The sequence below is a fragment of the Gordonia hankookensis genome (assembly GCF_014673215.1).
GTDB lineage: Bacteria > Actinomycetota > Actinomycetes > Mycobacteriales > Mycobacteriaceae > Gordonia > Gordonia hankookensis.
Genome location: NZ_JACWMS010000001.1, coordinates 1,274,008 through 1,298,596, shown reverse-complemented (window position 1 = coordinate 1,298,596; position 24,589 = coordinate 1,274,008). Strand labels below are relative to the sequence as shown.

The following is a 24,589-nucleotide window of genomic DNA, read 5'->3' as shown; positions in this document are numbered from 1 at the left end:
CGCTTCGCTCCCGGCGCCGTCCGGAGCTTCGCCCACAGGTCAACCTCCCACGCCTTCGGTTCCGTCTCCGGATGTCCACAGTAGCCACGGTCCAGACTAGTCGGGCCCGATCGTGAGGGTGTCACACTGGCGCTGTGAGAAGGCTGACGGAACCAGCACGACCACGCGGCCGCGATGGAGGTGATCGATGGAGGGCGCCAAACCGTTGACGTTGCTCACGCGAGCAGATTGTTCGGCGTGCGCCACCGCACGAGCCGACCTGACCAGGATCTGCTCCGAACTCGGGACCGGGTTCGACGAAGTGGACGTGGATCGGGCCGCCGCCGACGGCGATCCCACGGTGCGAGCGGAGTTCGGCGACCGGCTGCCGGTGCTGCTGCTCGACGGCGACGAACACAGCTACTGGGAGATCGACGAGCCCCGCCTGCGCGCCGATCTGGCGAGGCGTGACGGCTGAGAACAGTGAGGCTGACGGGACTCGGTGGGCCGGGGCGGACGAGGTTCTCCTGCGGTATACGCTGAGGTCCGGTACGGGGATCTGGATGGGGGATGGCGGGTGGTTTCCGCCGACGGCCGGAGGAGGATGACCAGACCGTGAGCGGCGGCGCGACAGGCCCTGAGGCCCCCACATCCGACAACTCGGTGTCCATGTCCTCGGCGGACGACACGCCCGCGGTGAGCCCGGACATCCCGGAACCGACGGTGACCCGCCTGGCCACCTATCTTCACGTGCTTCGGTCCTTCAGCGAGCAGGGCGTTCTGGTGGCCTCGAGCCTTCAGCTGGCCACGGCTGCCGGCGTCAACTCGGCGATCCTGCGTAAAGACCTGTCCCATGTGGGCGCCAACGGTGTGCGCGGGGTCGGCTATGACGTCGGACGGCTGACGGCACGGATCTCCCTCGCCCTGCACACCGACAGCGCGCACGCGGTGGCGCTCGCCGGGGCGGGCAGGCTCGGCAGTGCACTGCTCGCACACGCCGGATTCGGTCACGGATTCCGGGTCGTGGCGATGTTCGACGCAGACCCGACCCTGATCGGCAGCGTCATCGAGCCGGGTGGTCCGGTGATCGCGCCATTGTCCACGATCTCTGATGTCTGCGCAGGTCACGGCGCCGACACGATCGAGATCGGGGTCATCGCGACCGACGACACCACCGCTCAGGACGCGTGCGACGCATTCATCGGGGCCGGGGTCCGGCAACTGCTCAACGTCACTCAGATGACACTGAGGACGGACTCCGATGTTGTCGTCCGACAGGTTGATCTAGCCTTGGAGCTACAGGTGTTGGCGTTCAACGCGACGCGAACGCGTCCCGGGTCGGCCTCGGCCGGCCGGACGACGGGTGTGCGTGCGTCGAACAGGAAACCCGCGATGGGTGGGGCCCGCATGAATCGAATGGGCTCACCCACGGGTGAGGAAACGGTGACGGCGTGAGTGTTTTGTTGTTCGGGGTCTCGCACCGCAGTGCACCCGTGGAGGTGCTCGAGCGGTTGGCGGTCTCCGACCACGATCGGCCCAAGCTCGTCGACGCACTGCTGTCGTCGCGGGCCATCTCCGAGGCGATGCTCGTCTCGACGTGCAACCGTGTGGAGATCTACGCGGTGGTCGACGCGTTCCACCCCGCACTCGAAGCGGTCGGCGCGGTTCTCGGCGACCACTCGGGGATGACGGTCACCGAGATGACCCGCCACGCCTACGTCCGCTACTCGGAGGCGGCCGTCGAACATCTCTTCACCGTCGCCGCCGGCCTCGACTCGCTGGTCGTCGGCGAGCAGCAGATCCTCGGGCAGATCCGCAACGCCTATCTGGACGCGGATGCGAATCAGTCAACCGGCCGGGTCATGCACGAACTCGCGCAGCAGGCGCTGCGCGTCGGCAAGCGCGTCCATACCGAGACGGGGATCGACCGGGCGGGCGCCTCCGTCGTCTCGGTGGCCCTGCATCGGGCGCAGGCCGTTCTGTCCGGCTCAGAGGGCACCGAGGCCACCTCGGGGCTGCGTTCGGCCGTCGTGGTCGGTGCCGGGGCGATGGGCGGCCTCGCGACCGCACAGCTCGCCCGCGAAGGTGTCCGCGATCTCGTCGTGGTCAACCGCACCGTCGCCAACGCCGAACACCTCGCAGGCAACATCGCCGCCAATCACGGCATCGCGGTTCGCGGTGCCGGATTGGACGAGCTGCCGGCCGCGATGGCCGTCGCCGACGTCGTGGTCACCTGCACCGGATCGGTCGGAACTGTGGTCAGCGTCGGCGAGGTGCACTCGGCGCTCGCCGCCCGGACCGATGGGCGCCCGCTGGTCATCTGCGACCTCGGGCTGCCACGCAACGTCGACCCGGCTGCCGGACGGCTGCCCGGCGTCCACGTCGTCGACATCGAGGGCCTGCGTGGAGATGCCGAGACCCAGGCCGCGGAGAACGACACCAACGCCGCGCGGTCCATCGTGGCCGCCGAACTCGCCGACTACCTGACCCACCAGCGTCAGGCCGAGGTGACCCCGACCGTCGCCGCGCTGCGTCAGCGCGCCGCCGACGTGGTGGAGGCGGAGATCCTGCGCCTCGAGACCCGACTGCCCGGCCTCGACGACCCGCAGCGCGATGAGGTCGCCAAGACGGTGCGACGCGTCGTCGACAAGCTTCTCCACGCCCCGACCGTCCGGGTGAAGCAACTCGCCTCGACCCCGAACGGCGACCACTACGCCGAGGCGCTGCGCGAACTCTTCGAGCTCAGACCCGGTGCCGCGGAATCGGTCTCGGCGCCGGAGATGGGCGACGCCGGCCGGACCGAGCAGTGAGCGCGGGAGCCGACAGCACCGTGATCCGGATCGGGACCCGTGGTTCGTTGCTGGCCACCACCCAGGCCCAGACCGTCGCCGATGCCTTGGTCGCCGCCGGGCACCCGGCCGAGTTGGTCATCATCCGCACCGCCGGTGATGCCTCACAGGCGCCGGTGGCCGAGATCGGTGTCGGGGTGTTCACCACGGCGATCCGCGTCGCGCTCCACAACGACGAGATCGACGTCGCGATCCATTCGTACAAAGATCTGCCGACGGCACCCGAATCCGGACTGACCATCGCCGCCGTCCCGCCCCGCGAGGATCCCAGAGATGCACTGGTCAGCAGGGATGGGATGGTGCTCGGGGAACTGCCTCCCGGGTCCACGGTGGGGACCTCGGCGCCGCGCCGGGCGGCACAGCTTAGAGCATTGGGTCTCGGTTTGGAAATCCGCCCCCTACGAGGCAACCTTGACTCTCGGTTGGGCAAAGTCGCCAGCGGTGAACTCGACGCGGTCGTGGTCGCCAGGGCCGGTCTGGTACGCATCGGCAGGGCCGATGAGGTCAGCGAGGCCCTGGAGCCGGTGGTCATGCTACCGGCGCCGGCACAGGGGGCCTTGGCCGTGGAGTGCCGCTCCGACGATGCCGAACTGGTGAGAATACTCGCCGAGTTGGACGACGCGTCCACACATACGGCGATCGACGCCGAGCGATCGGTGCTCGCGGCCCTCGAGGCCGGGTGCACCGCCCCGGTCGGAGCGATCGCCGAGGTGGTCGAGTCGATCGACGACGACGGGCGCATCTTCGCCGAACTGTCGCTCCGCGCGGCAGTGGCGGCCGAGGACGGATCGGACGTGATCCGTGCCTCGGTGGTGGGACCCGTCGATCGTGCAGAGCAACTCGGCAAGGATCTCGCCGCCGAACTGCTGGAGCTGGGAGCGGGCGTGCTCGTCGGCCGCGGTTCGCAAGCCTAGCGGCGCCCTCGGCGCCCTTGGTGAGCGGGTCGCGACAATCGAGCCCACTCACCCTCGCAACTCCGGTAGCAGAGAGAACTGCAGCTCCGACAGGGGCAGGAGAGTGCGAACTCATGAGCCGTACGAAAAAGGTCAATCCGGGACGGATCCTGTTCGTCGGGTCGGGACCAGGTGACCCCGACCTGCTGACCGTGCGCGCCCGAAACGTCATCGAGAAGGCCACCACGGCCTACATCGATCCCGACGTCCCGGCCGGTGTGGTCGACATGATCGGCGCGGCCAATCGCGTCGAGTCCGAGTCGTCGACGCGGTCGGGCAAGAAGACGGGCAAGGACGCCACCAAGGACGCCGCCACCACGGACGACCCGGGCAAGTCCGATCCGACTGACGCCGAAACCTCGAAGGCCGCCGACCCCGACGTCGCGGGCGACTCGGACGAGACATCGGTGGTCCATCCGGCCCTCGGCGATCCGGCCGAGGTCGCCAAGACCCTCGTGGCAGCCGCCAGGGCGGGCGACGATGTGGTGCGAGTGGTCTCGGGGGATCCCCTCACCACCGACTCGGTGCTCGCCGAGGTGAATGCCGTGGCGCGGTCGTCGGTGCAGTTCGAGGTTCTGCCCGGACTCCCCGCCGCGTCCGTGGTGCCGAGCTACGCAGGCATGCCGCTCGGATCCAGTCACACCGAGGCCGACGTGCGGTCGGAGGGGGTCGACTGGGCGGCGCTCGCCGCGGCCCCCGGCCCATTGGTGCTGCACGCCACCGCCGGACACCTCGCGGAGACCGCGAGCGCGCTGACCGAACACGGTATGGCCGCCCAGACCCCGGTCGCCATCACCGTCAACGGCACCACGTGCGCCCAGCGGACCATCGAGTCGACGCTGGCCTCGCTCAACGAACAGGGCAACGCGCTCGTCGGCCCGCTGATCCTGACCATCGGCAAGGTCGTCGGCCACCGCGGCAAGCTCTCCTGGTGGGAATCGCGCGCGCTGTACGGCTGGACCGTGCTGGTGCCGCGTACCAAGGATCAGGCCGGCGACATGAGCGATCGCCTGCAGTCGCACGGTGCCATCCCCAAGGAAGTACCGACGATCGCCGTCGAGCCGCCGCGGAGTCCGGCCCAGATGGAAAGGGCTGTCAAGGGATTGGTGGACGGCCGCTACCAGTGGGTGGTGTTCACCTCCACCAACGCGGTGCGCGCCGTCTGGGAGAAGTTCGCCGAGTTCGGTCTCGACGCCCGGGCCTTTTCCGGTGTCAAGATCGCCTGCGTCGGCGAGGCGACCGCGGAGAAGGTGCGTACCTTCGGCATCCAGCCCGAGCTCATTCCCTCCGGCGAGCAGAGCTCGCTCGGACTGCTCGACGACTTCCCGCCGTACGATGACGTCTTCGATCCGGTGAACCGAATCCTGTTGCCCCGCGCGGACATCGCAACCGAGACCCTGTCGGAAGGGCTGCGTGAACGCGGTTGGGAGATCGATGACGTCACCGCATACCGCACCGTCCGGGCCGCACCGCCGCCCGCCGAGACGCGCGAGATGATCAAGACCGGTGGCTTCGACGCCGTGTGCTTCACCTCGAGCTCCACCGTCCGCAACCTCGTCGGTATCGCCGGAAAGCCGCACGCGCGCACCATTGTTGCGTGCATCGGCCCCAAGACTGCCGAGACCGCAACGGAATTCGGTCTGCGCGTGGACGTGCAGCCGGAGAGCGCCTCGGTGTCCGAACTGGTGGACGCACTCGCCGAGCACGCCGCGCGACTGCGTGCCGAGGGCGCGCTGCCGCCTCCGCGGAAGAAGTCGCGGCGGTCGCGGTCCTGAACCCGCTCCCTGAGGAGCGAAGCGTGAGCCGTTCCCTGAGGAGCGAAGCGTCTCGAAGGGCTCGCAACCAAAGGAGGATGCGTCCATGGCACCGGTGATCCGTCCCCGCCGACTGCGGTCCACTCCGGCGCTGCGGCGCCTGGTGGCCGAGACCGTGGTCGCACCGCAGGATCTGGTCCTGCCGATGTTCGTCGCCGACGGCATCGACGAGCCGCGCGAGATCTCGTCGATGCCCGGCGTCGTCCAGCACACGCCCGACTCAATGCGCAAGGCTGCCGACGAGGCGGTCCGCGCCGGTGTCGGGGGGCTGATGTTGTTCGGTGTCCCGGCCCCCGACGACAAGGACGCCGTCGGATCGGGCGCCGACGATCCGGAAGGCGTGCTCAATCGCGCCCTGCGGACATTGTCGGCCGACCTCGGCGACTCGACCGTGCTGATGGCCGACACGTGTCTCGACGAGTTCACCGATCACGGGCACTGCGGGGTCATCGACGACCGTGGGCGGGTCGACAACGACGCCACCCTGGACCGGTATGTGTCCATGTCGCTGGCCCAGGCTCGCGCGGGTGCCCACCTACTCGGCCCCAGCGGCATGATGGACGGTCAGGTCGCCGCGATCCGCGCCGGTCTCGACGCCGAGGGGCTCACCGACACCGGCATCCTGGCCTACGCCGCCAAGTACGCGTCGGCCTTTTATGGCCCGTTCCGCGAGGCCGTCGGGTCGTCGTTGGAAGGGGATCGCCGGACGTACCAGCAGGACGCCTCGAATCGGATCGAGGCACTGCGCGAGATCCGCCTCGACCTCGAGGAGGGCGCCGACCTCGTGATGGTCAAACCCGCGATGAGCTACCTCGACATCGTCCGGGATGCCGCTGAGATCGCCGACGTCCCGGTGGCGGCGTATCAGATCAGCGGCGAGTACGCGATGATCACCGCGGCCGCAGAACGTGGCTGGATCGACCGCGATGGGGCCATCCTCGAATCACTGACCTCGATCAAGCGTGCAGGCGCCTCGATCATCCTCACGTATTGGGCAACCGAGGTCGCGGGCCGGTTGGCATAGGCCTGCCGCGTGTGGTTGGTGGGCAACCGAGGTCGCGGGCTGGTTGGCATAGGCCTGCCGCGTGTGGTTGGTGGGCAACCGAGGTCGCGGGCTGGTTGGCATAGGCCTGCCGCGTGTGGTTGGTGGGCAACCGAGGTCGCGGGCTGGTTGGCATAGGCCTGCCCGACGCGATCGGTTCCCGGAGATCTGGGCGCGATCGACATGGTGAGCGCGTTCGGCCATTCATTACCCTGGAGCCATGACCGCACCGACTCAGCCGGCGCCACCCGATCAGGGCACACGGCCCGATCGCCCGGACGCCATGTCCATCGCCACCGAGCTGTGGGCGGTGGTGATCATCGGTCAGATCGTCGCGTTCATCGGCCAGTACCCGTCACTGCGGGACGCGTGGGACCGGCAGATCCGGACCCTGCCCGCCGACACTCCGCGTGAGCAGGTCGACCTCCTCACATCGAACGGAACCCTGATCGTCGTCCTCGCGATCTTCGGCGTCGCGCTGACGGTCGTCTCCGCCGGCCTGGTCCTGCTGACCCGCAACGGCTACAACTGGGCGCGCCTGATCGTGGCCGCCATGGGCGTGTTCATCACGGTCAATCTGGTGTTCAGTCTGTTCGGCGACGTCGCGCCGCGATGGGTGATGATCCCGATGATCATCAGCGGGGTCGCGGGCGTCGGTGCGTCGGTGCTCCTGCTCCGTCGGGAATCCGAGCAGTACTGCCGCGACATGGCCGCTCACCGGAAACGCCCACCGCAGCCACCCCAGTACCCGCAACATCCCCAGTACCCGCCACATCCCCAGTACTCGCAGCACCCCCACCATCCTCAACAGCCACAACACCAGCCGGGACCGCCCACAGGCGGGCCGCAGTGGTCGCCGAGTCCAGGAGACCACCACAGGGCAACGCCGCAATCGTGGCCGTATGGTGACGGGCAACACTCTCCTCCGGAGCCCCAGTCCACGCGTCCGCAGTCGAACGAAGGAAACGAATCACGTGGTGAGTCCTGATCCCGCCGAGCGACCGAAACTCGTCGTCTGGGCCTATCGGTGCTGGACGGTGTCGGGTGGACTTCTCGTCGCGCTCGGAGTCCTGTTCATCGTGCTGGGCATCGTCTCCTCGGGCCCGACCCTGCTGCCCATCGGTGTCGGCATCATCGTGGCCGTCATCGGTGTCTGCTACTTCCTCATCGGGAGCAAGGCCTTCGTCGGAGACGCCCGGTGGCGGTCATCGCTCTCTGCATTGACCCTGGTGGTGGTCATCATGCTGCTGATCGTGAGCTTCGGACTCCCGATCCTGGCGTTCGCGTTGGTGGCGGCGCTGGTGGGTCTGTTCGGCTCCCTGTTGGCCTACCGCCCGGAATCCGAGGCCTGGTACGCCGCCACCAATCCGCCGAAGCCCAGCAAGAAGTGAGCCGCCCCGACGTGACCGAACCGGACGAGTCGCGCCCCGACGACGAGGCTAACGAGATCCCCGACGTCGCGGAGACCGCTGCTGACGCGGCAGACGCCACGGCTGAGGCCGCCGACGACACCGCTGACACCGACGACACCGACACCGCGGCCGCCGACGACACCGCGACCGACGACGACACTGCCGAGGCGGTGGACGAGGGCGAGGTGCTGTTCTACGAACCCGGTGGCAGCTGGTGGGTGGTGTCGATCGGCCCGATCCTGATCGGCGCCGTACTCGCGACGGAGATCGCCGGACCCGGCCAGGTCCACTGGCCGGTGATGATGATCTTCGCGGTGATCCTCGTCGGCTTCTCCCTCGTGCAGGTCCACGCGGCCCGCACCCATGTCAGCGTCCGCCTCACCGAGGTGACCCTGCAGCAGGGCACGCGCAAGCTGCCGTTGACCGACATCGCGAAGATCTATCCCGAGAACAACGGTCCGGAACATCAGACGTGGGAGAGTGCACGGGCGCTGGGTGAACTCCCCGCCGTGCCCCGCCGCCGCAAGGGTGTCGGCGTGAAGCTCGCCGACGGCGGGCTCGCCCAGGCGTGGGCCCGCGACGTCGGGCGGTTCCGCGACGAACTGACCGTCGCACACCAGGCCGCGCAGATGGGGCTGCCGCCGCGCGGCCGACGCGACGACAGCTGAGCCCGTCTCTCGTCCCTCAGCCGTTCGACAGCATGGCGGCGCCGAGCAGTTCCTCAGGCACCCCGAAGGCGTCGACGAGGCTCCGCGCGTGCGGCCGCAGCTCCGTACACAGTTCGTTGACGCCGCGGCGGATCGCCTTGGCACGCTCCACGGACACCTGGCGGTGCATCAGGAACCACGACAGGTCGCTCTCGAGGGCCGAGTACACGAACAGATCGCACACCTTGCCCAGAACCTCCGCCGCCGAGCGTGAATCACAGTCGTTGATGGCCTGGATGAATGCCTCGAGCACGACGCGTTCGGTGCGGGCCCGCCCGACCTTGAGCAAATGGTCCTGGGCGTTGTTGAACACCTCGAACGCGTCGTTGCCGTCGTCGAGGGCGACCCGCAGACGTTGCGCGCAGGTACGGATCAGGTGGTCCTCCCGGTTGCGGAACAGCCGGATCTGGGTGCCGCGGTTGGTCAGGTTCGACTTCTCGGTGTCCTCGTCGGAGCCCTCGAGCAAGGTCTGCACCACCTGGCGCGCGGCGGTCTTCTCGACCACCACGTCGCGAGCCATCCCCACGACGAACCGCACCCAACCTGCCGTCGAGAGGCCTTGGACATCGTCGGCATAGGCGGACAGCAGCTCTTTGCCGACGAGCTGGGTCAGCACGGTGTTGTCGCCCTCGAAGGTGGTGAAGACATCGATGTCGCCGCGCATGATCGAGAGCTGGTTCTCATCGAGATAGCCTGCGCCGCCGCATGCTTCACGACACACGTTGATCGTGTGCGAGGCGTGCCAGGTGGCGTACGCCTTGAGTCCGGCGGCGTCACTCTCCAGCTGCCGCTGACGGCCGGCATCCGAATCGTCGGCCGGACGGCCATCCGGCCCGCTGCCGGCGCTGCCCGACTGCACCTCGTGGAGTTCGGAGGTGAGTTCGTTCTGCGCGCAGGCGATCGCATACGACTTCGCGATCAGTGGCAGCAGCTTGCGCTGATGCGCCAGATAGTCCATCACGACGATCTCGTCGGTCCCCTCAGGGGCCTCGAACTGCTTGCGCACCAACCCATATCGCGTTGCCAGGGTCAGGGCCTTGCGACCGGCCGCGCCGGCGGTGGCGGCGACACTGACCCGGCCTCGGATCAGCGTGCCGAGCATGGTGAAGAAGCGGCGGTTCGGATTCTCGATGGGCGAGGTGTACGTACCGTCGGCCTCGACGTCGGCGTAGCGGTTCAGGAGGTTCTCCGCAGGGACGCGTACCTGGTCGAAGGTGATCCGGCCGTTGTCCACACCGGCGAGTCCGCCCTTGTATCCGCAGTCACTGGTGGTCACGCCGGGCAGATCGTCGCCGTTCTCGTCGCGGATCGGCACCACGAAGCAGTGCACGCCGCGGCTCGACGGCTCCTCGCCCGGACCGCCGGTGATGAGCTGGGCGAACACCGCGGCCACCTGGGCGTGCTCGGCTGCGCCGCCGATGTAGTCCTTGCGCGCCGACGGTGTCGGCGAGTCGATGACGAACTCCTCGGTCGCGGCGTCGTAGGTCGCCGTCGTCTCCAGCGCCTGCACATTGGAGCCGTGGCCGGTCTCGGTCATCGCGAAACAGCCGAGCAGATCCAGGTTGATGATGGCGGTGACGTAGCGATCGTGGTGGCGCGCCGTCCCCAGGTTCTCGACGGCACCGCCGAACAGTCCCCACTGGACGCCGGCCTTGACCATCAGCGACAAGTCCGCGTACCCGAGCATCTCGATGGCCGTGATGGATGCGCCGACGTCGCCGGAGCCGCCGTGGTCGGCCGCGAATCCGGCTGCGGCGAAACCGTTCTGTGCCAACTCGCGCATCTCCGCGAGGATGCGCGTGCGGGCCTCGTCGAGGGTGCGGGACGGATCGGGGAGGAGATCGGAACGATCGGCGCTCTCACGGACCAGGTCGCGGGTCGCGCGCCACCGTCCGTCGAGGACGTACCTGAGGTTGTCGACGAGCAGCGCACGCTCGTCGGACGTCAGGTCGTCGGTGGGTGGGGTGACGGCCTCGGGGTCGTCGGTGACGTCGGTCTCCGCGACGGTGGTGGAGGGACTCTCGATGGGAGTTGCCATGCCCCTACGTTACGTACCGGACCGGCGCGGGTTGAGGGGTTTGTGGCGGCTGCTACCCCCGGTGCGATCTGTGTTTCTGGCCGCACCTTCGTGTTCCGGCTCGGGATCGGAGTGCGGCCAGTGGGGTGTATGTGCGGCCGGAAGCGGGAAGGTGGGCGCGTCGGCGATACTGAACCCATGTCGACGGCAACGGATGCGATCAGCCCCGATCCGGCGGACTTTCGTGTCCACGTGGTCGCCGAGTCGATCCGGCTCTTCTCCGAGCAGGGCTATGAATCGACGACGGTGGAGCAGATCGCCGTGGCCGCGGGCATCTCGAGGCGCACCTTCTTCCGGCAGTTCGGCGCCAAGGAAGATGTCATCTTCGCCGACCACGAGGCGCTCCTGGCGCAGGTGGCCGCGCATCTCGAGGGCGCCGACGGCGATCCGTGGGTCGTGGTGTGCTCGGCCGCGGAGCAGGTGTTCGCGCACTTCCGGGACACCCATGAGTTGGCCGTACGACGGTTCCGGGTGGTGCAGGAGGTGCCGGCGCTCCGCGACCGCGAACTGGTGACCACCTATCGATATCAGCGGCTCTTCGAGGACTTCCTGCGCGCCCGGTTGCCGGGGGAGTCTCCGGTGCGTGTCGTCGCGTACGCGGCTGCGATCACGGGCGCCCACAACTACTTGCTGCGGTCGATGATCCGCGGCGACGCCGACGCCACGATGGAGCGGTTGCGCGCCGAACTCGGACGGGTGCGCGCAAGCTTCGCTGCGTCCGCGCCGGCAGAGGAATCCGGATCGACCGGTGCGGTGGTCGATGCCGGGGCGGTGGTGTCGGTGGTCACCTACCCGTCGGGGACGTCGGCGGATGAGATAGCGCGGCAGGTCGCCGAACAACTGGGTGCCGAGCAGCGACATCGCGGACAATGACAGAAAGCGTGAGGACAGCTTGGCACTGAGTGCCGCAGTGCGTTAGCCTCGACTTATCCGATGGCACGCAGTGTCATCCCCATGCCCAGTGCACAGACCTGTAAGGAGAGATCATGGGATTCGGTAACCCGGAATTCAACGTCTTCGAACTGCCCGAGGAGCACGTGGCGCTGCGCGAGGCGATCCGTGCCTTGTCCGAGAAGGAGATCGAACCGCACGCCGCGGACGTCGATGAGAACTCGCGGTTCCCGCAGGAGGCCCTCGACGCACTCGTCGCGTCCGGTTTCAACGCGATCCACGTGCCAGAGGAGTACGACGGTCAGGGTGCCGACTCCGTCGCCGCCTGCATCGTCATCGAAGAGGTCGCGCGCGTGTGTGCGTCGTCGTCGCTGATCCCGGCCGTGAACAAGCTCGGCACCATGGGCCTGATCCTCAACGGCTCCGACGAGCTGAAGAAGCAGGTGCTGCCGTCGATCGCGTCCGGTGAGGCCATGGCGTCCTACGCACTGTCCGAGCGTGAGGCCGGCTCCGACGCCGGTTCGATGAAGACCCGCGCGCGCAAGGACGGCAGCAGCTGGATGCTCAACGGCTCCAAGTGCTGGATCACCAATGGTGGCAAGTCGAGTTGGTACACCGTGATGGCCGTGACCGATCCGGAGAAGGGCGCCAACGGCATCTCGTCGTTCATGGTGCACAAGGATGATCCGGGCTTCACCGTCGGACCGCTGGAGAAGAAGCTGGGCATCAAGGGGTCACCGACCGCCGAGCTCTACTTCGAGGACTGCACCATTCCCGAGGACCGGATCGTCGGCGATGAGGGCACCGGTTTCAAGACCGCGCTGCAGACGCTCGACCACACCCGCCCCACCATCGGCGCGCAGGCCGTCGGTATCGCGCAGGGTGCGCTCGACAAGGCGATCGAATACGTCAAGGACCGCAAGCAGTTCGGTCAGTCGATCAGCAAGTTCCAGGGCGTCGAGTTCATGATCGCCGACATGGCGATGAAGGTCGAGGCCGCTCGCCTGATGGTCTACACCTCGGCTGCGCGCGCCGAGCGCGGCGAGAAGAACCTCGGATTCATCTCCGCGGCGTCCAAATGCTTCGCCTCCGACGTCGCCATGGAGGTCACCACCGACGCCGTGCAGCTCTTCGGCGGCGCGGGCTACACCCGCGACTTCCCGGTCGAGCGCATGATGCGTGACGCCAAGATCACCCAGATCTACGAGGGCACCAACCAGATCCAGCGCGTCGTCATGAGTCGCGCGCTGCTGCGCTGACCCTTCCCCTGCATCGGAAACCTCACCTGTCGCCACAGACCGCCGTCACGCGGAAGGTCCCTGGCGCCAGGTGAGGTTTCTTTGTCGTCACGATGCCTTCGACACCGACAACATCGTCGTGAGTCGTGCGATCAAGCGCACGCGCTGGTCGACGTCGTCCCAGCCCCAGTGGATCACGCGGTTGCCGATCTCGACGAGCGCATCGGTCCGCCCCTTTTCGTAGAGCAGGCGGCCGTCACCGTCTGCCCCCGAGTACTTCGACTTCCCGTCGCTCTCGCCGACGACCCGATGCCGCGGCCAGTAGAAGTCCACCCTCGCGACCCACTTGCCCCATGCGTCGTAGAGATCCACCTGGAGTTCGGGCGCGGGCAGCCCGGCGTCGAGGATCTCGATGCGGCTGCGCGATTCCAGAACCGATTCGGCCGCGCCGTCGAGTTCGCCGATGATCCGTCTGGCACTGGCCGCGCCGGCCATCCCGGTGATCAGGTCCAGTTCGTTCGCCAGATCGTCGGGACTGCACAACTCGGCCTGCAGCGCCGCATCTCCGAGCGCGATCGCAGGAATCCGTGGCGATCGCCGGGCGATGTCGACGACGACCCGTGCGGGTGCGAGTACCGGTACGCCGCCGACCACGACCGTCGAGGCGGGACGCCGATCCGACACCACGCGCATGACGCCGGTCGATCTGGACCGCGACTTTGTGCCGTTCTCGACCATGGCGACGCGGCTGGTGTCGAGGCCCCATACCGGGAGCCCGAGCACTGCGGCCGCAGACGCGCCGGCCAGGGCACGGCCAGGCGTCGCAGTGCAGCGGGCCCGTGCCAGTGCGAGCTCGCGATGCTGTTGTTCCGGGGTACCGTCGAGCAAGTCTGCCGGGATGACCACCCCGGCCCCGAGCGCGGTCAGCACGCCGGCCCGAAGCGCCGCCCGGATCTCGTGGTCGGCATAGCCGGCGGAGATCAGTTCAGCACGAGTGGCCGCGCCCTGCAGTGATGCGAAACCGTCCATGCGATATCAGACGCACCGGACCTGCCGCCGGTTGCATCTGCGGCTCACGAGACGGAGAGACCCGACTTCTCGCAAAAGACCTTTCGCGCGTCAACGGTCTGTCGCGAGAAGTGGGTTCCTGAAATGGTCAGGCGTATGCGGGACGGAAGTCGAGACGAACGTGTGCCTTGGCGGCCGCGTCGCGGAAATCCTTCATGGCGCGCGGCATGTGGAAACCGTTGGTGACGATCAGCGCACCCGAGGCGCCCATCGCCTTGAGCATGCCGACCGTGTTGCCGGCGTTCTGGACGGTGCTGGTGGACGCACCCTCGTTGACCATCTGCCAGACCGGCACACCGCGCCGCAGCAGGCCGACGTTCATGAACTGCGCCTCCGACACCGGTAGCCACCAGGTGTTGCCTCCGGAGACGATCATGCGGTTGAACGGATGGGACTTGGCGAGCCCGGCGGCGACGTTCATCCGCTGCTCGAGGATGCCGGGCGTCTGTCCGAAGGTCCCCATCTTCGCCCCGAGCACGACGATGTAGCGCGTCGGCGGGCTCTGCCAGAGGAACAGGCTGTTGGGCGACAACAGATCGGAACTACCCGGACCCGGCGCGGCCTGGGCAGGCGCGGCGACCGTGAGGCCCAGTGCGGCGACGAGTGATACGAGAACGGCGGTGACCCTGACACGCATGTGCACGAGTGTACAAAATTCACGGTGTCATGCACGGAACGCACGTCAACGGCCCGGGAGCGCCGGTCAGGTGAGCGCGATGTACTTCACCGACAGATACTCCTCGATGCCCTCACTGCCGCCCTCGCGTCCGATGCCTGATTGCTTGACACCGCCGAACGGTGCGGCGGGGTCGGAGATCACGCCCCGGTTGACGCCCACCATGCCCGAATCGAGGGCTTCCGCGACACGCATGCAGCGGTCGAGGTCGCGGCTGTAGAAATACGAGGCGAGTCCGTATTCGGTGGAATTGGCGGCCTTCACGGCGTCGGATTCGGACTCGAAGGTGCTGATCACGGCGACCGGACCGAAGATCTCGCCCCGGGTCACCGGGGCATACGCGTCGACCTGATCGAGCACGGTTGCCGGGTAGAAGAAGCCCTTGCCCTCGGGCACCTTGCCGCCCAGCCGGACTCGCGCGCCGTCGCCGACGGCGCCGTCGACGGCCTCGGCAACCTTGTCGCGCTGTTTGGCGCTGACCAGCGGCCCGAGCGTGATCCCGGATTGGTAGCCGGGGCCGAGGCGCGCCGACGACATCTTCTCGGTCAGCTTGGCGGTGAACTCCTCGGCAACACCCGCCTGCACCAGGAATCGGTTGGCCGCCGTGCAGGCCTCTCCGCCATTGCGCATCTTCGCTGCGAACGCACCCTCGACCGCGGCGTCGACGTCGGCGTCGTCGAACACCAGGAACGGGGCGTTGCCGCCCAGCTCCATCGACGTACGCTGCACGCGTTCGGCCGCCTGCCCCAGCAGGTTCCGGCCGACCGGGGTGGAGCCGGTGAAGCTGATCTTGCGGATCCGGTCATCGGTGATGATGGCCGTGGACAGGTCGCCGGAACTGCTCGTCGGCAGCACCGACAACACGCCGCCGGGCAGCCCGGCCTCGGCGAACACCTCGGCGAGTGCCAGCATCGTCAGCGGCGTCTCGTGTGCGGGCTTCACCAGCATCACGTTCCCGGCGGCCAGCGCCGGCCCGATCTTGCGGGTGCCCATCGCCAGCGGGAAGTTCCACGGGGTGATCGCCAGGCACGGCCCCACCGGCGCGTGCGAGACGAGGATGCGCCCGGTGCCCGCAGGTGATCGCGTGAACCGGCCGTCGATGCGCACCGCCTCCTCGGCGAACCACCGCAGGAACTCGGTGCCGTACTTGGTTTCCGCGGCACTGTCGGGCAGTGCCCGGCCGAGCTCGAGCGTCATCAGCAACGCGAGGTCGTCGGCGCGGTCGGTGAGCAGCTCGAACGCCCGGCGAAGGATCTCGCCACGCTCGCGCGGTGGGGTGGCCGCCCAGTCGTCGGCCGCCGCCACCGCTTTGTCGAGCGCCAGGCGCGCGTCCTCGACCGTCGCGTCGGCCACCGACACCAGCTCCTCCTCGGTGGCCGGGTCGTACACGGCGAATGTCCCGCCTGCCGTCGACGGCACCGACGCGCCGTCGATCCAGAGTCCGGTCGGGACGCCGTCGAGAACGGCCTGCGGGTCCACCACGTCGTTGTTGCTCATCGGATCTCACATCCTTGTCAGTTGCGTGCGAGCAGGTGCGGGGCAGCGATCAGTCGTCGCCGTGGCAGCTGTGCGAACCCGGCGAGGGCTCGACGTCGAGCGCCGGGTTCCGATCGAAGAAGCCGAAGGGCTTGAGCCAGAACGAGACCGTGTCCACCGGCATCACCGGCCAGTCCTCGGGGCGGGTGATGTGATGGATGCCGAAGGTGTACCAGAGCACGACGTCGGTGTCGAGAATCGGACGATCGGCCTTGGTCCATTCACCGAGCCCGGTGTCGTGATCCGACTGGTTCACGAACTCGCCTGCCGGCCAACGCTCATCGGGCTGATTCGGGGTCACCCACAGGGTGTGGCCGATCACCGTCGCCCGCCGGAAGATCGGCGACGCCGGATCGAACATGGGCGGTAGCGCGCCGGTGGGTACCAGCTTGTAGGCGGGGTGGTGCCCCAGCGCCGTGGTGACGTTGGTGTTGGCGACCTTCCACGCCCGCTGCGTCGCGAAGTTCATGTTCTGCATGCCCTCCGACTCGGTGCGCAACGCGATGTTTTGCTGGATCAGCGACAACCCGAGCGGGTTGCCGGGACCCATCGGTTCGGCGACGGTCTCCGACGAGAAGACGGTGTTGTCGGTGCCGTCGATGTCGAGGTCGAGCCGGGCGACCAGGAAATGCTGGTGAAACGGTGCGTAGGTACGGTTGTCGACGGTGGTGCCGTGCGGGTTCGACGTCACACCGGGTGGCATCGGGGTGGTGACCATGATGCCGGTGGCCCGCACCTCGCACTCGATGTTGCCGTCCTGATAGAACCGCCAGTAGACGAGGTACTCGTAATTGGCCACGGTGACATGGGAACTCACCGTGAGGCGGCGCATTCGCCGGACCTCGGCACCGGCGTCGTGGTCGACGTGCTTCCAGAGGACCGCGTTGTCCTCCTCGTGGATGCAGATGGCGTTGGTGATGGTGAACGGCTCGCCTGCGCTGTCGTGGAGCACGGCGTCGAGGTAGCGGATCTCGCCGAGGCAGTCGCAGCCGAGCTCCAATGAGGTGGTCATGAAGCCGAGTCCCCACTCGCCGATGTCGAATGCGGTGCGGCGGTAATGGTCTTCGCAGTGGTCCCGGTAGGGGACCATCATCTCGGCGAACGAGAGGCGATGCGCGACACTGCGTTCCCGTCCGGCATCGTGATAGCTGACGGTGTGCAGCGTCATGCCCTCGCGATAGTTGAAACCGACCCGCAACGACCAGTTCTGCCACCTCAGCAGGTTGCCCTCGAGGGTGAACGACGGACCCTCGGGCTGGGTGATCTCGAGCGGCTTCAGAGGCGGACGGCGGGACTCGTCGCGGATACGCTGCGGAATGTGGCGGGGCACGTACTCGCCCATCACCTCCGCCTGCTCGAATCCGCCGCTGTCCTCGATGCGCAACAGCTCCATGGTGTTCACGTCGATCACACAATGCAGTCCCGCAACGGGATTGGCGTAGGGATTCGCGCCGTCGGCATCCTTGACCCAGGTGTCCGACCAGCCGAGTCGGCGCCCCTCGAACTCCTTGGGGATCACCGCGCCGCCATAGGTCCAGGTGTCCATGAAGACCTTGTCGAGGTCGGTGATGCCGCGACGCTCCAGCGCAGCCTGCACATCGGGATGCGCCCGCAGGACACGATCGCATTCCTCGAACTCGTCGACGGTGAAATTCGCCTGGACGCCCGGCAGATGGTCGAAGGAATCGACGGTGCCGGGTACGTCGGGATCCGTGCCGAGAGTGAGAAATGACTTGTAGGTGGCATTCTGCCCGGAGTCAAGACAGATGACGACGGCCCGGCGCGCCGGCACGGTGCCGTCGGCCGCGTACGCCGCGAGCTCGGCCTTCGTCGGTTCGGCGAGTTCGATCGAGGCGATCCGCCAGCCGTCGCCGACGTCGTGCTCGTGCGCGAGAAGGGCCGCGACAGCCCGGAACTCGTCGGCGTCGAGCGGATCGAGCGGGTGTCCGAAATCTGCTGCCTGAGCTGCCGTGTCCGTCATGGGCGGTCTCCTTGCTCGTCGGTTGCCGTGCTCGTCGCGTGCTGTTCGTCGGATACCGTGCGGTTCAGTCGGCGGCGAGCGCCTCGCCGATGATGTCGAGTCCTTCACGGAGAAGTTCGTCGTCGATGGCCAGTGGCGGAAGCAATCGCAGGATGTTGCCGAATGTACCGCAGGTGAGCACGATGACGCCGCGCGAGAAGGCGTGCGCGGCCGCGGCTTTGGCCAGCTCCGGATCGGGTTCGGTTGTTCCGGGCCTGACCAGTTCGACGGCGACCATCGCGCCCCGGCCGCGGATGTCGCCGATCACGTCACGTCCGTCATTGGCCAGCGACGCCGCGGTGGCCGACAGCGACGACAGGATGAGTTCGCCGATCTGTCGGGCGCGTGCCGGCAGATCGAGGGTCGTCATCTGGTCGATCGCCGCCAGTGCGGCGGCGCACGCCACCGGATTGCCGCCGTAGGTGCCTCCCAACCCGCCGGGATGGACGGCGTCCATCAGTTCGGCGCGCCCGGTGACCGCCGACAGCGGCATGCCGCCAGCGATCCCCTTCGCCATCGTGACCAGGTCGGGGATCACCCCTTCGTGGTCGCAGGCAAACCAGTCACCGGTGCGGCAGAAACCGCTCTGCACCTCGTCGGCGATGAACACCACCCGGTTGGCGCGGCACCATTGCGCGAGCGTGGGCAGGAACCCCGGTGCGGGAACGATGAATCCACCCTCACCCTGGATGGGTTCGACGATCACCGCGGCCAGACTGTCGGCACTGATCTGCTTGTCCATCATGCTGATCGCCCGATCCGCGGCGGCCACGCCGTCGGCGGCGAGTGGGTCCCGGTACGGGTAGCTCATCGGCATCCGGTAGACCTCGGGGGCGAACGGCCCGAAGTTGTGCTTGTACGGCATCGTCTTCGCGGTCAATGCCATCGTGAGGTTGGTGCGACCGTGGTAGGCGTGGTCGAACGCGACCACCGCGTCGCGACCGGTGGCCAGTCGCGCGATCTTGACCGCGTTCTCGACGGCCTCTGCGCCCGAGTTGAACAGCACTGTGCGTTTCTCGTGATCGCCAGGGGTGAGTTCGTTGAGTTTCTCGGCCACCGCGACATAGCCCTCGTACGGGGTGACCATGAAGCAGGTGTGGGTGAATTGATGGGCCTGCGCGGCAACGGCGTCGGCCACTGCCGGATTGCTCGCCCCCACGGTGGTCACCGCGATGCCCGACCCGAGGTCGATCAGCGAGTTGCCGTCGACGTCGATGACCACGCCACCGTCGGCGTCGACCGCATACACCGGTGCCGCCGACCCGACGGCGGGCGCCACCGCGGCCCGCCTGCGGACGGTCAACGAACTCGACCGCGGTCCGGGCAGTTCGGTCACCAGATGCCGCTTCTGCGGCAGCCGGTGGGCCATGGTGGTCATCGCCTTCACCTCACTCGATGTTGCTCATCACGTGCTTGACCCGGGTGTAGTCCTCGATACCGTAGAGCGACAGGTCTTTTCCGTGGCCGGAATGCTTGAAGCCGCCATGCGGCATCTCGGCGACCAGCGGGATGTGGCAGTTGACCCAGACGCATCCGAAGTCGAGTGCGGCCGACATCCGCATCGCCGTACCGTGGTCGGTGGTCCAGACGCTCGAGGCCAGACCGAAGGCCACGTCGTTGGACATCTCGACGGCCTGGGCCTCGTCCGTGAACGGCTGCACCGTGATCACCGGGCCGAAGGTCTCTTCCTGCACCAGCTTGTCGTCCTGCCGGACTCCGGTGATGATCGTCGGCTCGACGAAGAACCCCTTGTCGCCCTTGCGCTTTCCGCCGGTCGCAACCGTCGCGTGCGACGGGATCCCGTCCAGGATGGCGGTGACCTTGGAGAAGTGGTTGACGTTGTTGAGGGGCGGGACGGTCGCCTTCTCCGCCTCCGCGACGAGCAGGTCGACGACCTTGTCGTGGATGGATTCGTGCACCAGGACGCGGGTGACCGCCGTGCAGTCCTGGCCGGCGTTGAAGAAGGCGGCCGCCGCGAGCGGTTCGATGGTCTTGTCGAGATCGGCGTCGGCGAACACCACCGCCGGGGCCTTGCCGCCGAGTTCGAGATGTGCGGTCTTGAGCTGCTGCGCGGCGGATACCGCGACGGCGATCCCGGCCCGTACCGAGCCGGTGATGGACACCATCCGGGGCGTGGGATGGCCCACCACGGTCGCCCCCGTCTCGCCGTTGCCCAGCACCACATTGAGCACGCCCGGCGGCAGGATGCCCTGACTGAGCTCGGCAAGCACGAGAGTGGATTCCGGCGTGGTGTCCGAGGGCTTGAGGACCACGGTGTTGCCCGCCGCGATGGCCGGCGCGATCTTCCAGATGGCCATCATGAGCGGGTAGTTCCACGGCGTCACCTGGCCGATCACGCCGACGGGTTCCCGCCGGACGAACGAGGTGTGGCCGGACATGTACTCGCCCGCGGATTTGCCTTCGAGCATGCGGGCCGCGCCCGCAAAGAACCGCACCTGGTCGGCGCCGACCGTGACCTCCTCGTCGGCGATCTGCTCCTCGGGCTGGCCGGTGTTGCGGGCCTGCGCCGCGACGAGTCGATCCGATCCGGCCTCGATCGCATCGGCGAGCTTCAGCAGCGCCTTCTGGCGCTCGGACGGCGTGGTGGTGCTCCAGCCGGCGAAAGCCGCGGTGGCCGCGGCCATCGCGGTGTCGACGTCGGCTGCGGTCGAGACCGGTGACACGGCAACGACGGATTCGTCGACCGGATTGATGATGTCGATGGTCTCGGTGGACGTCGACGGCACGAACTCGCCGTTGATGTAGTTCTGCAGTGCGGACATGGGTCCAGTCTTCGCCTGTCCGTGGCGTGACGCGGCCTGACATTCTGTACAGGCGCAGGCGGAGTTCACTCCATCATGTCCATTCGTCGCTAGGGTGAAGTGTGTGACGACCGTCCGGTGGCTGCTGGCGCAGCGCAGGCTCCAGTTGGCGCTGCGTGGCGGGGCCGACGGGCTGGGCCGCTCGCTCGATTGCGCGGTGTCCTCGGAGCTCGCCGACGCCGGAGAATGGTTGTCGGGCGGGGAGGTGCTGCTGACCACCGGGCTGCGGCTCGGCGAGGATGTGGCCGTGCGCCGTGCGTACCTGGCGGGCCTTGACCGGGTCGGTGTCGCGGCGGTGGGGCTCGGTGTCGGGTTCGGATTCGACGAGGTACCCCGGGACATGGCGGAGACCGCCGACGAGCTCGGTCTGCCGTTGTTCGAGGTGCCGCTGCCGATCCCGTTCTCCGCGGTGACCCGGGCCGTGCTCGATCAGATCGCCGCACAACGGTCGGCCCGCTTGGTCACGGCCACCAAGGCGCAACCGCGAATGACCCGCGCGGCCGCGTCCGGCGGTTCCGCGGCGCTGGTCCGTGAGCTCGCCGAGGCCATCGACCAGCATGTTGTGCTCCTCGACACCGGCCTCGCCGTGGTCGCGACGGCACCGCGCACCATCCCGTCCGCCGACCTCAATCGGATTCGCGATCTGGTGGTGCGCGATCCCGCATCCGCCGGCGCGGTGTGGATGACAGACGACGCGACGATCACGGTTGCCCGGGTGGGCTCGGGTGGTCGGACCTACGGGCATCTCGGTGTCGTCGGGACGTCGGCGCTCGACGATGTCGCGCGCATGCTGGTCGGGCACGCCACCTCGCTGCTCGCCATCGAACATGCCAAACCGCGTCAGGTGACCCGCGACGTCGTGGATCTGCACGACGACGCGCTGGCCCTCGCGATCGGCGGCTCGGTCAGCGGACCGGGACTGCGCCGGATATTGGGACGCGCAGCGGACCGGGCCGGCCGGGTCCGCGCCGCGGTCTTCACCTTTGCCGACCCGGAGGCGGCAGCGCAGGGGCGACGTCGGCTCGTCGACGACCTCGATCACCGATGGCGACCGGTGTTCGTCCATCGGGACGACGTCGAGGTGATCGCCCTGTTGCGCGGCGACGATCACGTGGAGTTCGCCGTCGGGCTGCTGGCCATGATGAATCGCAGTGCCCCCGTGTCGGGCGGGATCGGGCCGGCGGGCGAGCTGCGTGAGGTGGGCGAATCGGTGCGACAGGCTCGGCTCGCGTGTCGGTCGGCGGCGGTCGGGCAGCTCGTCGACCTGTGCGGCAGCCGATCACTGCTGACGATGAATCCGGTCCGGCAGGCGCTGGCCGATGCATCCGCACAACGCCTTTCGCCGGTGATCGCCCACGACGAACAGCACGGTACGAATCTGCGCGAGAGCCTGCTGGCATTCCTGGAGGCGAACGGCAACTGGGGTGTCGCGGCCGCGGCGCGGGGGGTGCATCGGCACACCTTGCGGCACCGGATCGAGCGGATCGAGGACATGTTGGAGGTCGACCTCTCCGACGCGCGGACCCGGGCCGAGCTGCTGCTGATGCTGCTGGGGGCGGACGCGTGAGGAAGGTGGTGACAACGGTTCTGGTGCTTGTGGCTTCGGTACTCGGCGGCTGCACGACCACCGCCGACGAGCCGCAGGCATCCACCCCCACGTCCGCTGCCGGCAGCTCGCCGATGCCTGCGCCTCGGCAGGTCAATCTCGGCGACAGCTACAGCGCCGCGGCGGGAGTGCAGCCGCTGGTGGAGGATTCGCCCGTGCTGTGTCTCCGGTCATCCCGCAACTTCGCGCACCTGCTCGCGGCGGCACGTGGTTACCGGCTCGACGACGTCAGCTGTAGCGGCGCCGACACCACCGACTTCTTCACGGCGCAATACGCCGGTGTGCCCGCCCAATTGGATGCACTCGCCGGCGGCCCCGACGTGGTGACGGTGATGATCGGCGGCAACGACAGCGCGGTCTACACCACTGCCATCCGTGCGTGCTCAGACGTGGCTGCGACCGATCCGGGTGGGTCACCGTGCCGTGCCGCGCACGGGGCGGAGTACGTCGACATCGTCCGGGATCGCACCTACCCGGCGTTGGCGCGCGCACTCGCGGCGGTGCGGGCGAAGGCGCCGGGCGCGCAGGTGCTGGCGGTCGGCTACCCATGGATCCTCCCGGCGCAGACGGGCTGCTACCCGACGATGCGTGTGGCGGCCGGTGATGTGCCGTATCTCCGTGAGTTGCAGGCGGTTCTGAACCGATCGGTGCAGCGGGCCGCGGAACAGGCCGGTGTCACTTATGTCGACATGTCCGGAGTGTCGGAGGGGCACGACGCCTGTGCACCGGTGGGTACGCGCTGGATCGAGCCGCAGGTCGGCGCGACCGGCGCCGCCCCGGCTCATCCGAACGAGCTGGGCCAGCAGGCAATCGCCGACCAGGTGGCGGCGGCCCTGCGGTAGGCCGGTCGTCGCCGCCGCGATATGAATGCGGCGTCAGCGGGGGCTCGGATCAATAGTTGTCGCGAACACTCGCTGACACCGCATCCATATCGCGCTGCGACTTGTCCACAGTCACCGAACAATTCACAGATCGGCCATCCTGCCCGTCGCTGCCGAGTTCCGTGAGCATTTCTGCACCACGCTGACTCCATGGACCTCAGTGATCTCCACCTCCCGTACGGAGTCGCATCGTGGGCGCAGTTGCGAGGCCTCGGTGTCACCCAGAGCCGCCTCCGGCGGGCGTGCGAGGACGGCGATCTCCGGCTGTTGCGGCGCGGCTGGTATGCGACCAGGTCGGCGAACACCTCGGTGGCGGCGGCTGTTGCCGCCGGTGGTGTGGTCAGTTGTGTGTCGGCGCTGAAACTCCACGGGGTCTGGATTCCGCCCGGGCCCCGCAAGATGCACATTCGTGGTCGTGAGGCGGCACATCGATCCGGTGCGCATCGGTACTGCAAGCAGTATGCGCCCCCGGAGCGGGAGGTCGACGCCGTCGACGGGATCCGGACCGCACTACGGCATGCGCTCAAGTGTCTGGACGAGGAGGGCATCGTCGTCGTCTGCGACTCGATCCTTCACCAACAAATGCTGGAGAGGTCCGACCTCGACGAGGTGTTCATCGGCGCTCCTCGTCGCATCCGTCGCCTCCTCGACCGCTGCGATCCCGGTGCCGAGTCGGGCACCGAGACGATGGTGCGATGTCGCCTGCGCGCTCTGGGCATGAGGGTGCGGGTGCAACACCGGATCACGGGCGTGGGCCGGGTGGACCTGTTGGTCGGTGACCGTCTCATCATCGAGATCGACAGTGTGGAGTACCACGATCGGTCGCCGGAACAGATCGAGAAGGACCGTCGGCGGGATGAGGAGGCGGCCCGCCTCGGCTACGTCACCCTGCGCTTCAGTTACCGGCGTGTGGTGCACGAGTGGGCACAGGCGGAGGCAACGGTGCTCGACCTCGTTCGCCGGCGTGAGCATGTGAAGCAGCTCGCCGGCTGACCGCCCAGATATGAATGCGGCGTCA

The 24,589-nt window shown here is 68.0% G+C and carries 21 protein-coding genes; 14 read left to right on the top strand and 7 right to left on the bottom strand.

Annotated elements, in window-relative coordinates; genetic code table 11:
• Positions 1-187: 187 nt before the first annotated feature.
• The 9 genes from IDF66_RS05795 (at position 188) to IDF66_RS05755 (ending at position 8,717) form a co-directional block, all read left to right on the top strand.
• Positions 188-457, top strand: a complete 270-nt coding sequence (locus tag IDF66_RS05795; RefSeq protein ID WP_164310886.1) for a glutaredoxin family protein — start codon at positions 188-190, stop codon at positions 455-457.
• Positions 458-648: 191 nt separating this feature from the next.
• Positions 649-1,434: a redox-sensing transcriptional repressor Rex gene (locus IDF66_RS05790; RefSeq protein ID WP_190266009.1), complete on the top strand. Its 786-nt coding sequence runs from the start codon at positions 649-651 to the stop codon at positions 1,432-1,434.
• Positions 1,431-2,789 (top strand): glutamyl-tRNA reductase, encoded by a 1,359-nt coding sequence (locus IDF66_RS05785; RefSeq protein WP_164310888.1) that lies wholly within the window; start codon positions 1,431-1,433, stop codon positions 2,787-2,789. The genes IDF66_RS05790 and IDF66_RS05785 overlap by 4 nt, the downstream gene beginning before the upstream one ends.
• Positions 2,786-3,742: a hydroxymethylbilane synthase gene (hemC, locus tag IDF66_RS05780; protein WP_317628602.1), complete on the top strand. Its 957-nt coding sequence runs from the start codon at positions 2,786-2,788 to the stop codon at positions 3,740-3,742. The genes IDF66_RS05785 and hemC overlap by 4 nt, the downstream gene beginning before the upstream one ends.
• Positions 3,743-3,855: 113 nt before the next feature.
• A complete protein-coding gene (locus tag IDF66_RS05775; protein ID WP_190266008.1) occupies positions 3,856-5,556 on the top strand; it encodes a bifunctional uroporphyrinogen-III C-methyltransferase/uroporphyrinogen-III synthase in 1,701 nt (566 codons plus the stop codon).
• Positions 5,557-5,641: 85 nt separating this feature from the next.
• Complete coding sequence (gene hemB / locus IDF66_RS05770) at positions 5,642-6,619, top strand: porphobilinogen synthase (RefSeq protein WP_190266007.1); 978 nt, start codon at positions 5,642-5,644, stop codon at positions 6,617-6,619.
• A gap of 238 nt (positions 6,620-6,857) precedes the next feature.
• Entirely contained in the window at positions 6,858-7,625 is a 768-nt protein-coding gene (locus IDF66_RS05765; protein ID WP_190266006.1) for an MATE family efflux transporter, read from the top strand.
• Positions 7,612-8,028, top strand: coding sequence for a hypothetical protein (locus IDF66_RS05760; RefSeq protein WP_164310892.1), 417 nt, complete (start codon positions 7,612-7,614; stop codon positions 8,026-8,028). Before IDF66_RS05765 ends, IDF66_RS05760 begins: the two co-directional genes overlap by 14 nt.
• Positions 8,029-8,039: 11 nt before the next feature.
• Complete coding sequence (locus IDF66_RS05755) at positions 8,040-8,717, top strand: DUF3093 domain-containing protein (RefSeq protein WP_317628601.1); 678 nt, start codon at positions 8,040-8,042, stop codon at positions 8,715-8,717.
• A gap of 16 nt (positions 8,718-8,733) precedes the next feature.
• Here IDF66_RS05755 and IDF66_RS05750 read toward each other — a convergent pair whose 3' ends face one another.
• Complete coding sequence (locus IDF66_RS05750) at positions 8,734-10,794, bottom strand: acyl-CoA dehydrogenase family protein (RefSeq protein ID WP_190266005.1); 2,061 nt, start codon at positions 10,792-10,794, stop codon at positions 8,734-8,736.
• A 177-nt stretch (positions 10,795-10,971) separates the two neighbouring features.
• Here IDF66_RS05750 and IDF66_RS05745 point away from each other — a divergent pair, with 177 nt between their 5' ends.
• On the top strand, positions 10,972-11,706 hold the full coding sequence (locus tag IDF66_RS05745; RefSeq protein ID WP_190266004.1) for a TetR family transcriptional regulator: 735 nt from the start codon (positions 10,972-10,974) through the stop codon (positions 11,704-11,706).
• A 113-nt stretch (positions 11,707-11,819) separates the two neighbouring features.
• Entirely contained in the window at positions 11,820-12,983 is a 1,164-nt protein-coding gene (locus tag IDF66_RS05740; protein WP_190266003.1) for an acyl-CoA dehydrogenase, read from the top strand.
• An 87-nt stretch (positions 12,984-13,070) separates the two neighbouring features.
• Here IDF66_RS05740 and IDF66_RS05735 read toward each other — a convergent pair whose 3' ends face one another.
• The 6 genes from IDF66_RS05735 to IDF66_RS05710 all read right to left on the bottom strand — a co-directional run bounded on the left by IDF66_RS05735 (position 13,071) and on the right by IDF66_RS05710 (position 21,045).
• Complete coding sequence (locus IDF66_RS05735; RefSeq protein WP_190266002.1) at positions 13,071-13,991, bottom strand: type IV toxin-antitoxin system AbiEi family antitoxin; 921 nt, start codon at positions 13,989-13,991, stop codon at positions 13,071-13,073.
• Positions 13,992-14,118: 127 nt separating this feature from the next.
• Positions 14,119-14,667 carry a YdcF family protein gene (locus IDF66_RS05730; protein ID WP_190266001.1) on the bottom strand — a complete coding sequence of 183 codons (549 nt, stop codon included), beginning with the start codon at positions 14,665-14,667 and terminating at the stop codon, positions 14,119-14,121.
• 66 nt (positions 14,668-14,733) lie between these two features.
• The gene (locus tag IDF66_RS05725; protein WP_190266000.1) at positions 14,734-16,203 is read right to left on the bottom strand and encodes an NAD-dependent succinate-semialdehyde dehydrogenase; all 1,470 of its coding nucleotides are present in this window, start codon (positions 16,201-16,203) and stop codon (positions 14,734-14,736) included.
• Between the two features lie 49 nt (positions 16,204-16,252).
• The gene (locus IDF66_RS05720; protein ID WP_190265999.1) at positions 16,253-18,223 is read right to left on the bottom strand and encodes a primary-amine oxidase; all 1,971 of its coding nucleotides are present in this window, start codon (positions 18,221-18,223) and stop codon (positions 16,253-16,255) included.
• Between the two features lie 64 nt (positions 18,224-18,287).
• Complete coding sequence (gene gabT / locus IDF66_RS05715; protein ID WP_190265998.1) at positions 18,288-19,640, bottom strand: 4-aminobutyrate--2-oxoglutarate transaminase; 1,353 nt, start codon at positions 19,638-19,640, stop codon at positions 18,288-18,290.
• 10 nt (positions 19,641-19,650) lie between these two features.
• Positions 19,651-21,045: an aminobutyraldehyde dehydrogenase gene (locus IDF66_RS05710; protein WP_190265997.1), complete on the bottom strand. Its 1,395-nt coding sequence runs from the start codon at positions 21,043-21,045 to the stop codon at positions 19,651-19,653.
• Positions 21,046-21,148: 103 nt separating this feature from the next.
• Between IDF66_RS05710 and IDF66_RS05705 the strand changes: the two genes are divergently transcribed.
• The 3 genes from IDF66_RS05705 (at position 21,149) to IDF66_RS05695 (ending at position 24,564) form a co-directional block, all read left to right on the top strand.
• Positions 21,149-22,651 carry a PucR family transcriptional regulator gene (locus IDF66_RS05705; protein WP_190265996.1) on the top strand — a complete coding sequence of 501 codons (1,503 nt, stop codon included), beginning with the start codon at positions 21,149-21,151 and terminating at the stop codon, positions 22,649-22,651.
• Between the two features lie 8 nt (positions 22,652-22,659).
• Positions 22,660-23,532: an SGNH/GDSL hydrolase family protein gene (locus IDF66_RS05700; protein ID WP_317628600.1), complete on the top strand. Its 873-nt coding sequence runs from the start codon at positions 22,660-22,662 to the stop codon at positions 23,530-23,532.
• Positions 23,533-23,721: 189 nt separating this feature from the next.
• A complete protein-coding gene (locus IDF66_RS05695) occupies positions 23,722-24,564 on the top strand; it encodes an endonuclease domain-containing protein (protein WP_190265995.1) in 843 nt (280 codons plus the stop codon).
• Positions 24,565-24,589: the final 25 nt, after the last annotated feature.

Coding starts and splice junctions, on each gene's coding strand:
- IDF66_RS05795 (WP_164310886.1), top strand. CDS start 188: ATGGAGGGCGCCAAACCGTTGACGTTGCTCACGCGAGCAGATTGTTCG.
- IDF66_RS05790 (WP_190266009.1), top strand. CDS start 649: ATGTCCTCGGCGGACGACACGCCCGCGGTGAGCCCGGACATCCCGGAA.
- IDF66_RS05775 (WP_190266008.1), top strand. CDS start 3,856: ATGAGCCGTACGAAAAAGGTCAATCCGGGACGGATCCTGTTCGTCGGG.
- hemB (WP_190266007.1), top strand. CDS start 5,642: ATGGCACCGGTGATCCGTCCCCGCCGACTGCGGTCCACTCCGGCGCTG.
- IDF66_RS05765 (WP_190266006.1), top strand. CDS start 6,858: ATGACCGCACCGACTCAGCCGGCGCCACCCGATCAGGGCACACGGCCC.
- IDF66_RS05750 (WP_190266005.1), bottom strand. CDS start 10,794: ATGGCAACTCCCATCGAGAGTCCCTCCACCACCGTCGCGGAGACCGAC.
- IDF66_RS05745 (WP_190266004.1), top strand. CDS start 10,972: ATGTCGACGGCAACGGATGCGATCAGCCCCGATCCGGCGGACTTTCGT.
- IDF66_RS05740 (WP_190266003.1), top strand. CDS start 11,820: ATGGGATTCGGTAACCCGGAATTCAACGTCTTCGAACTGCCCGAGGAG.
- IDF66_RS05735 (WP_190266002.1), bottom strand. CDS start 13,991: ATGGACGGTTTCGCATCACTGCAGGGCGCGGCCACTCGTGCTGAACTG.
- IDF66_RS05730 (WP_190266001.1), bottom strand. CDS start 14,667: ATGCGTGTCAGGGTCACCGCCGTTCTCGTATCACTCGTCGCCGCACTG.
- IDF66_RS05725 (WP_190266000.1), bottom strand. CDS start 16,203: ATGAGCAACAACGACGTGGTGGACCCGCAGGCCGTTCTCGACGGCGTC.
- IDF66_RS05720 (WP_190265999.1), bottom strand. CDS start 18,223: ATGACGGACACGGCAGCTCAGGCAGCAGATTTCGGACACCCGCTCGAT.
- gabT (WP_190265998.1), bottom strand. CDS start 19,640: ATGACCACCATGGCCCACCGGCTGCCGCAGAAGCGGCATCTGGTGACC.
- IDF66_RS05710 (WP_190265997.1), bottom strand. CDS start 21,045: ATGTCCGCACTGCAGAACTACATCAACGGCGAGTTCGTGCCGTCGACG.
- IDF66_RS05695 (WP_190265995.1), top strand. CDS start 23,722: ATGGACCTCAGTGATCTCCACCTCCCGTACGGAGTCGCATCGTGGGCG.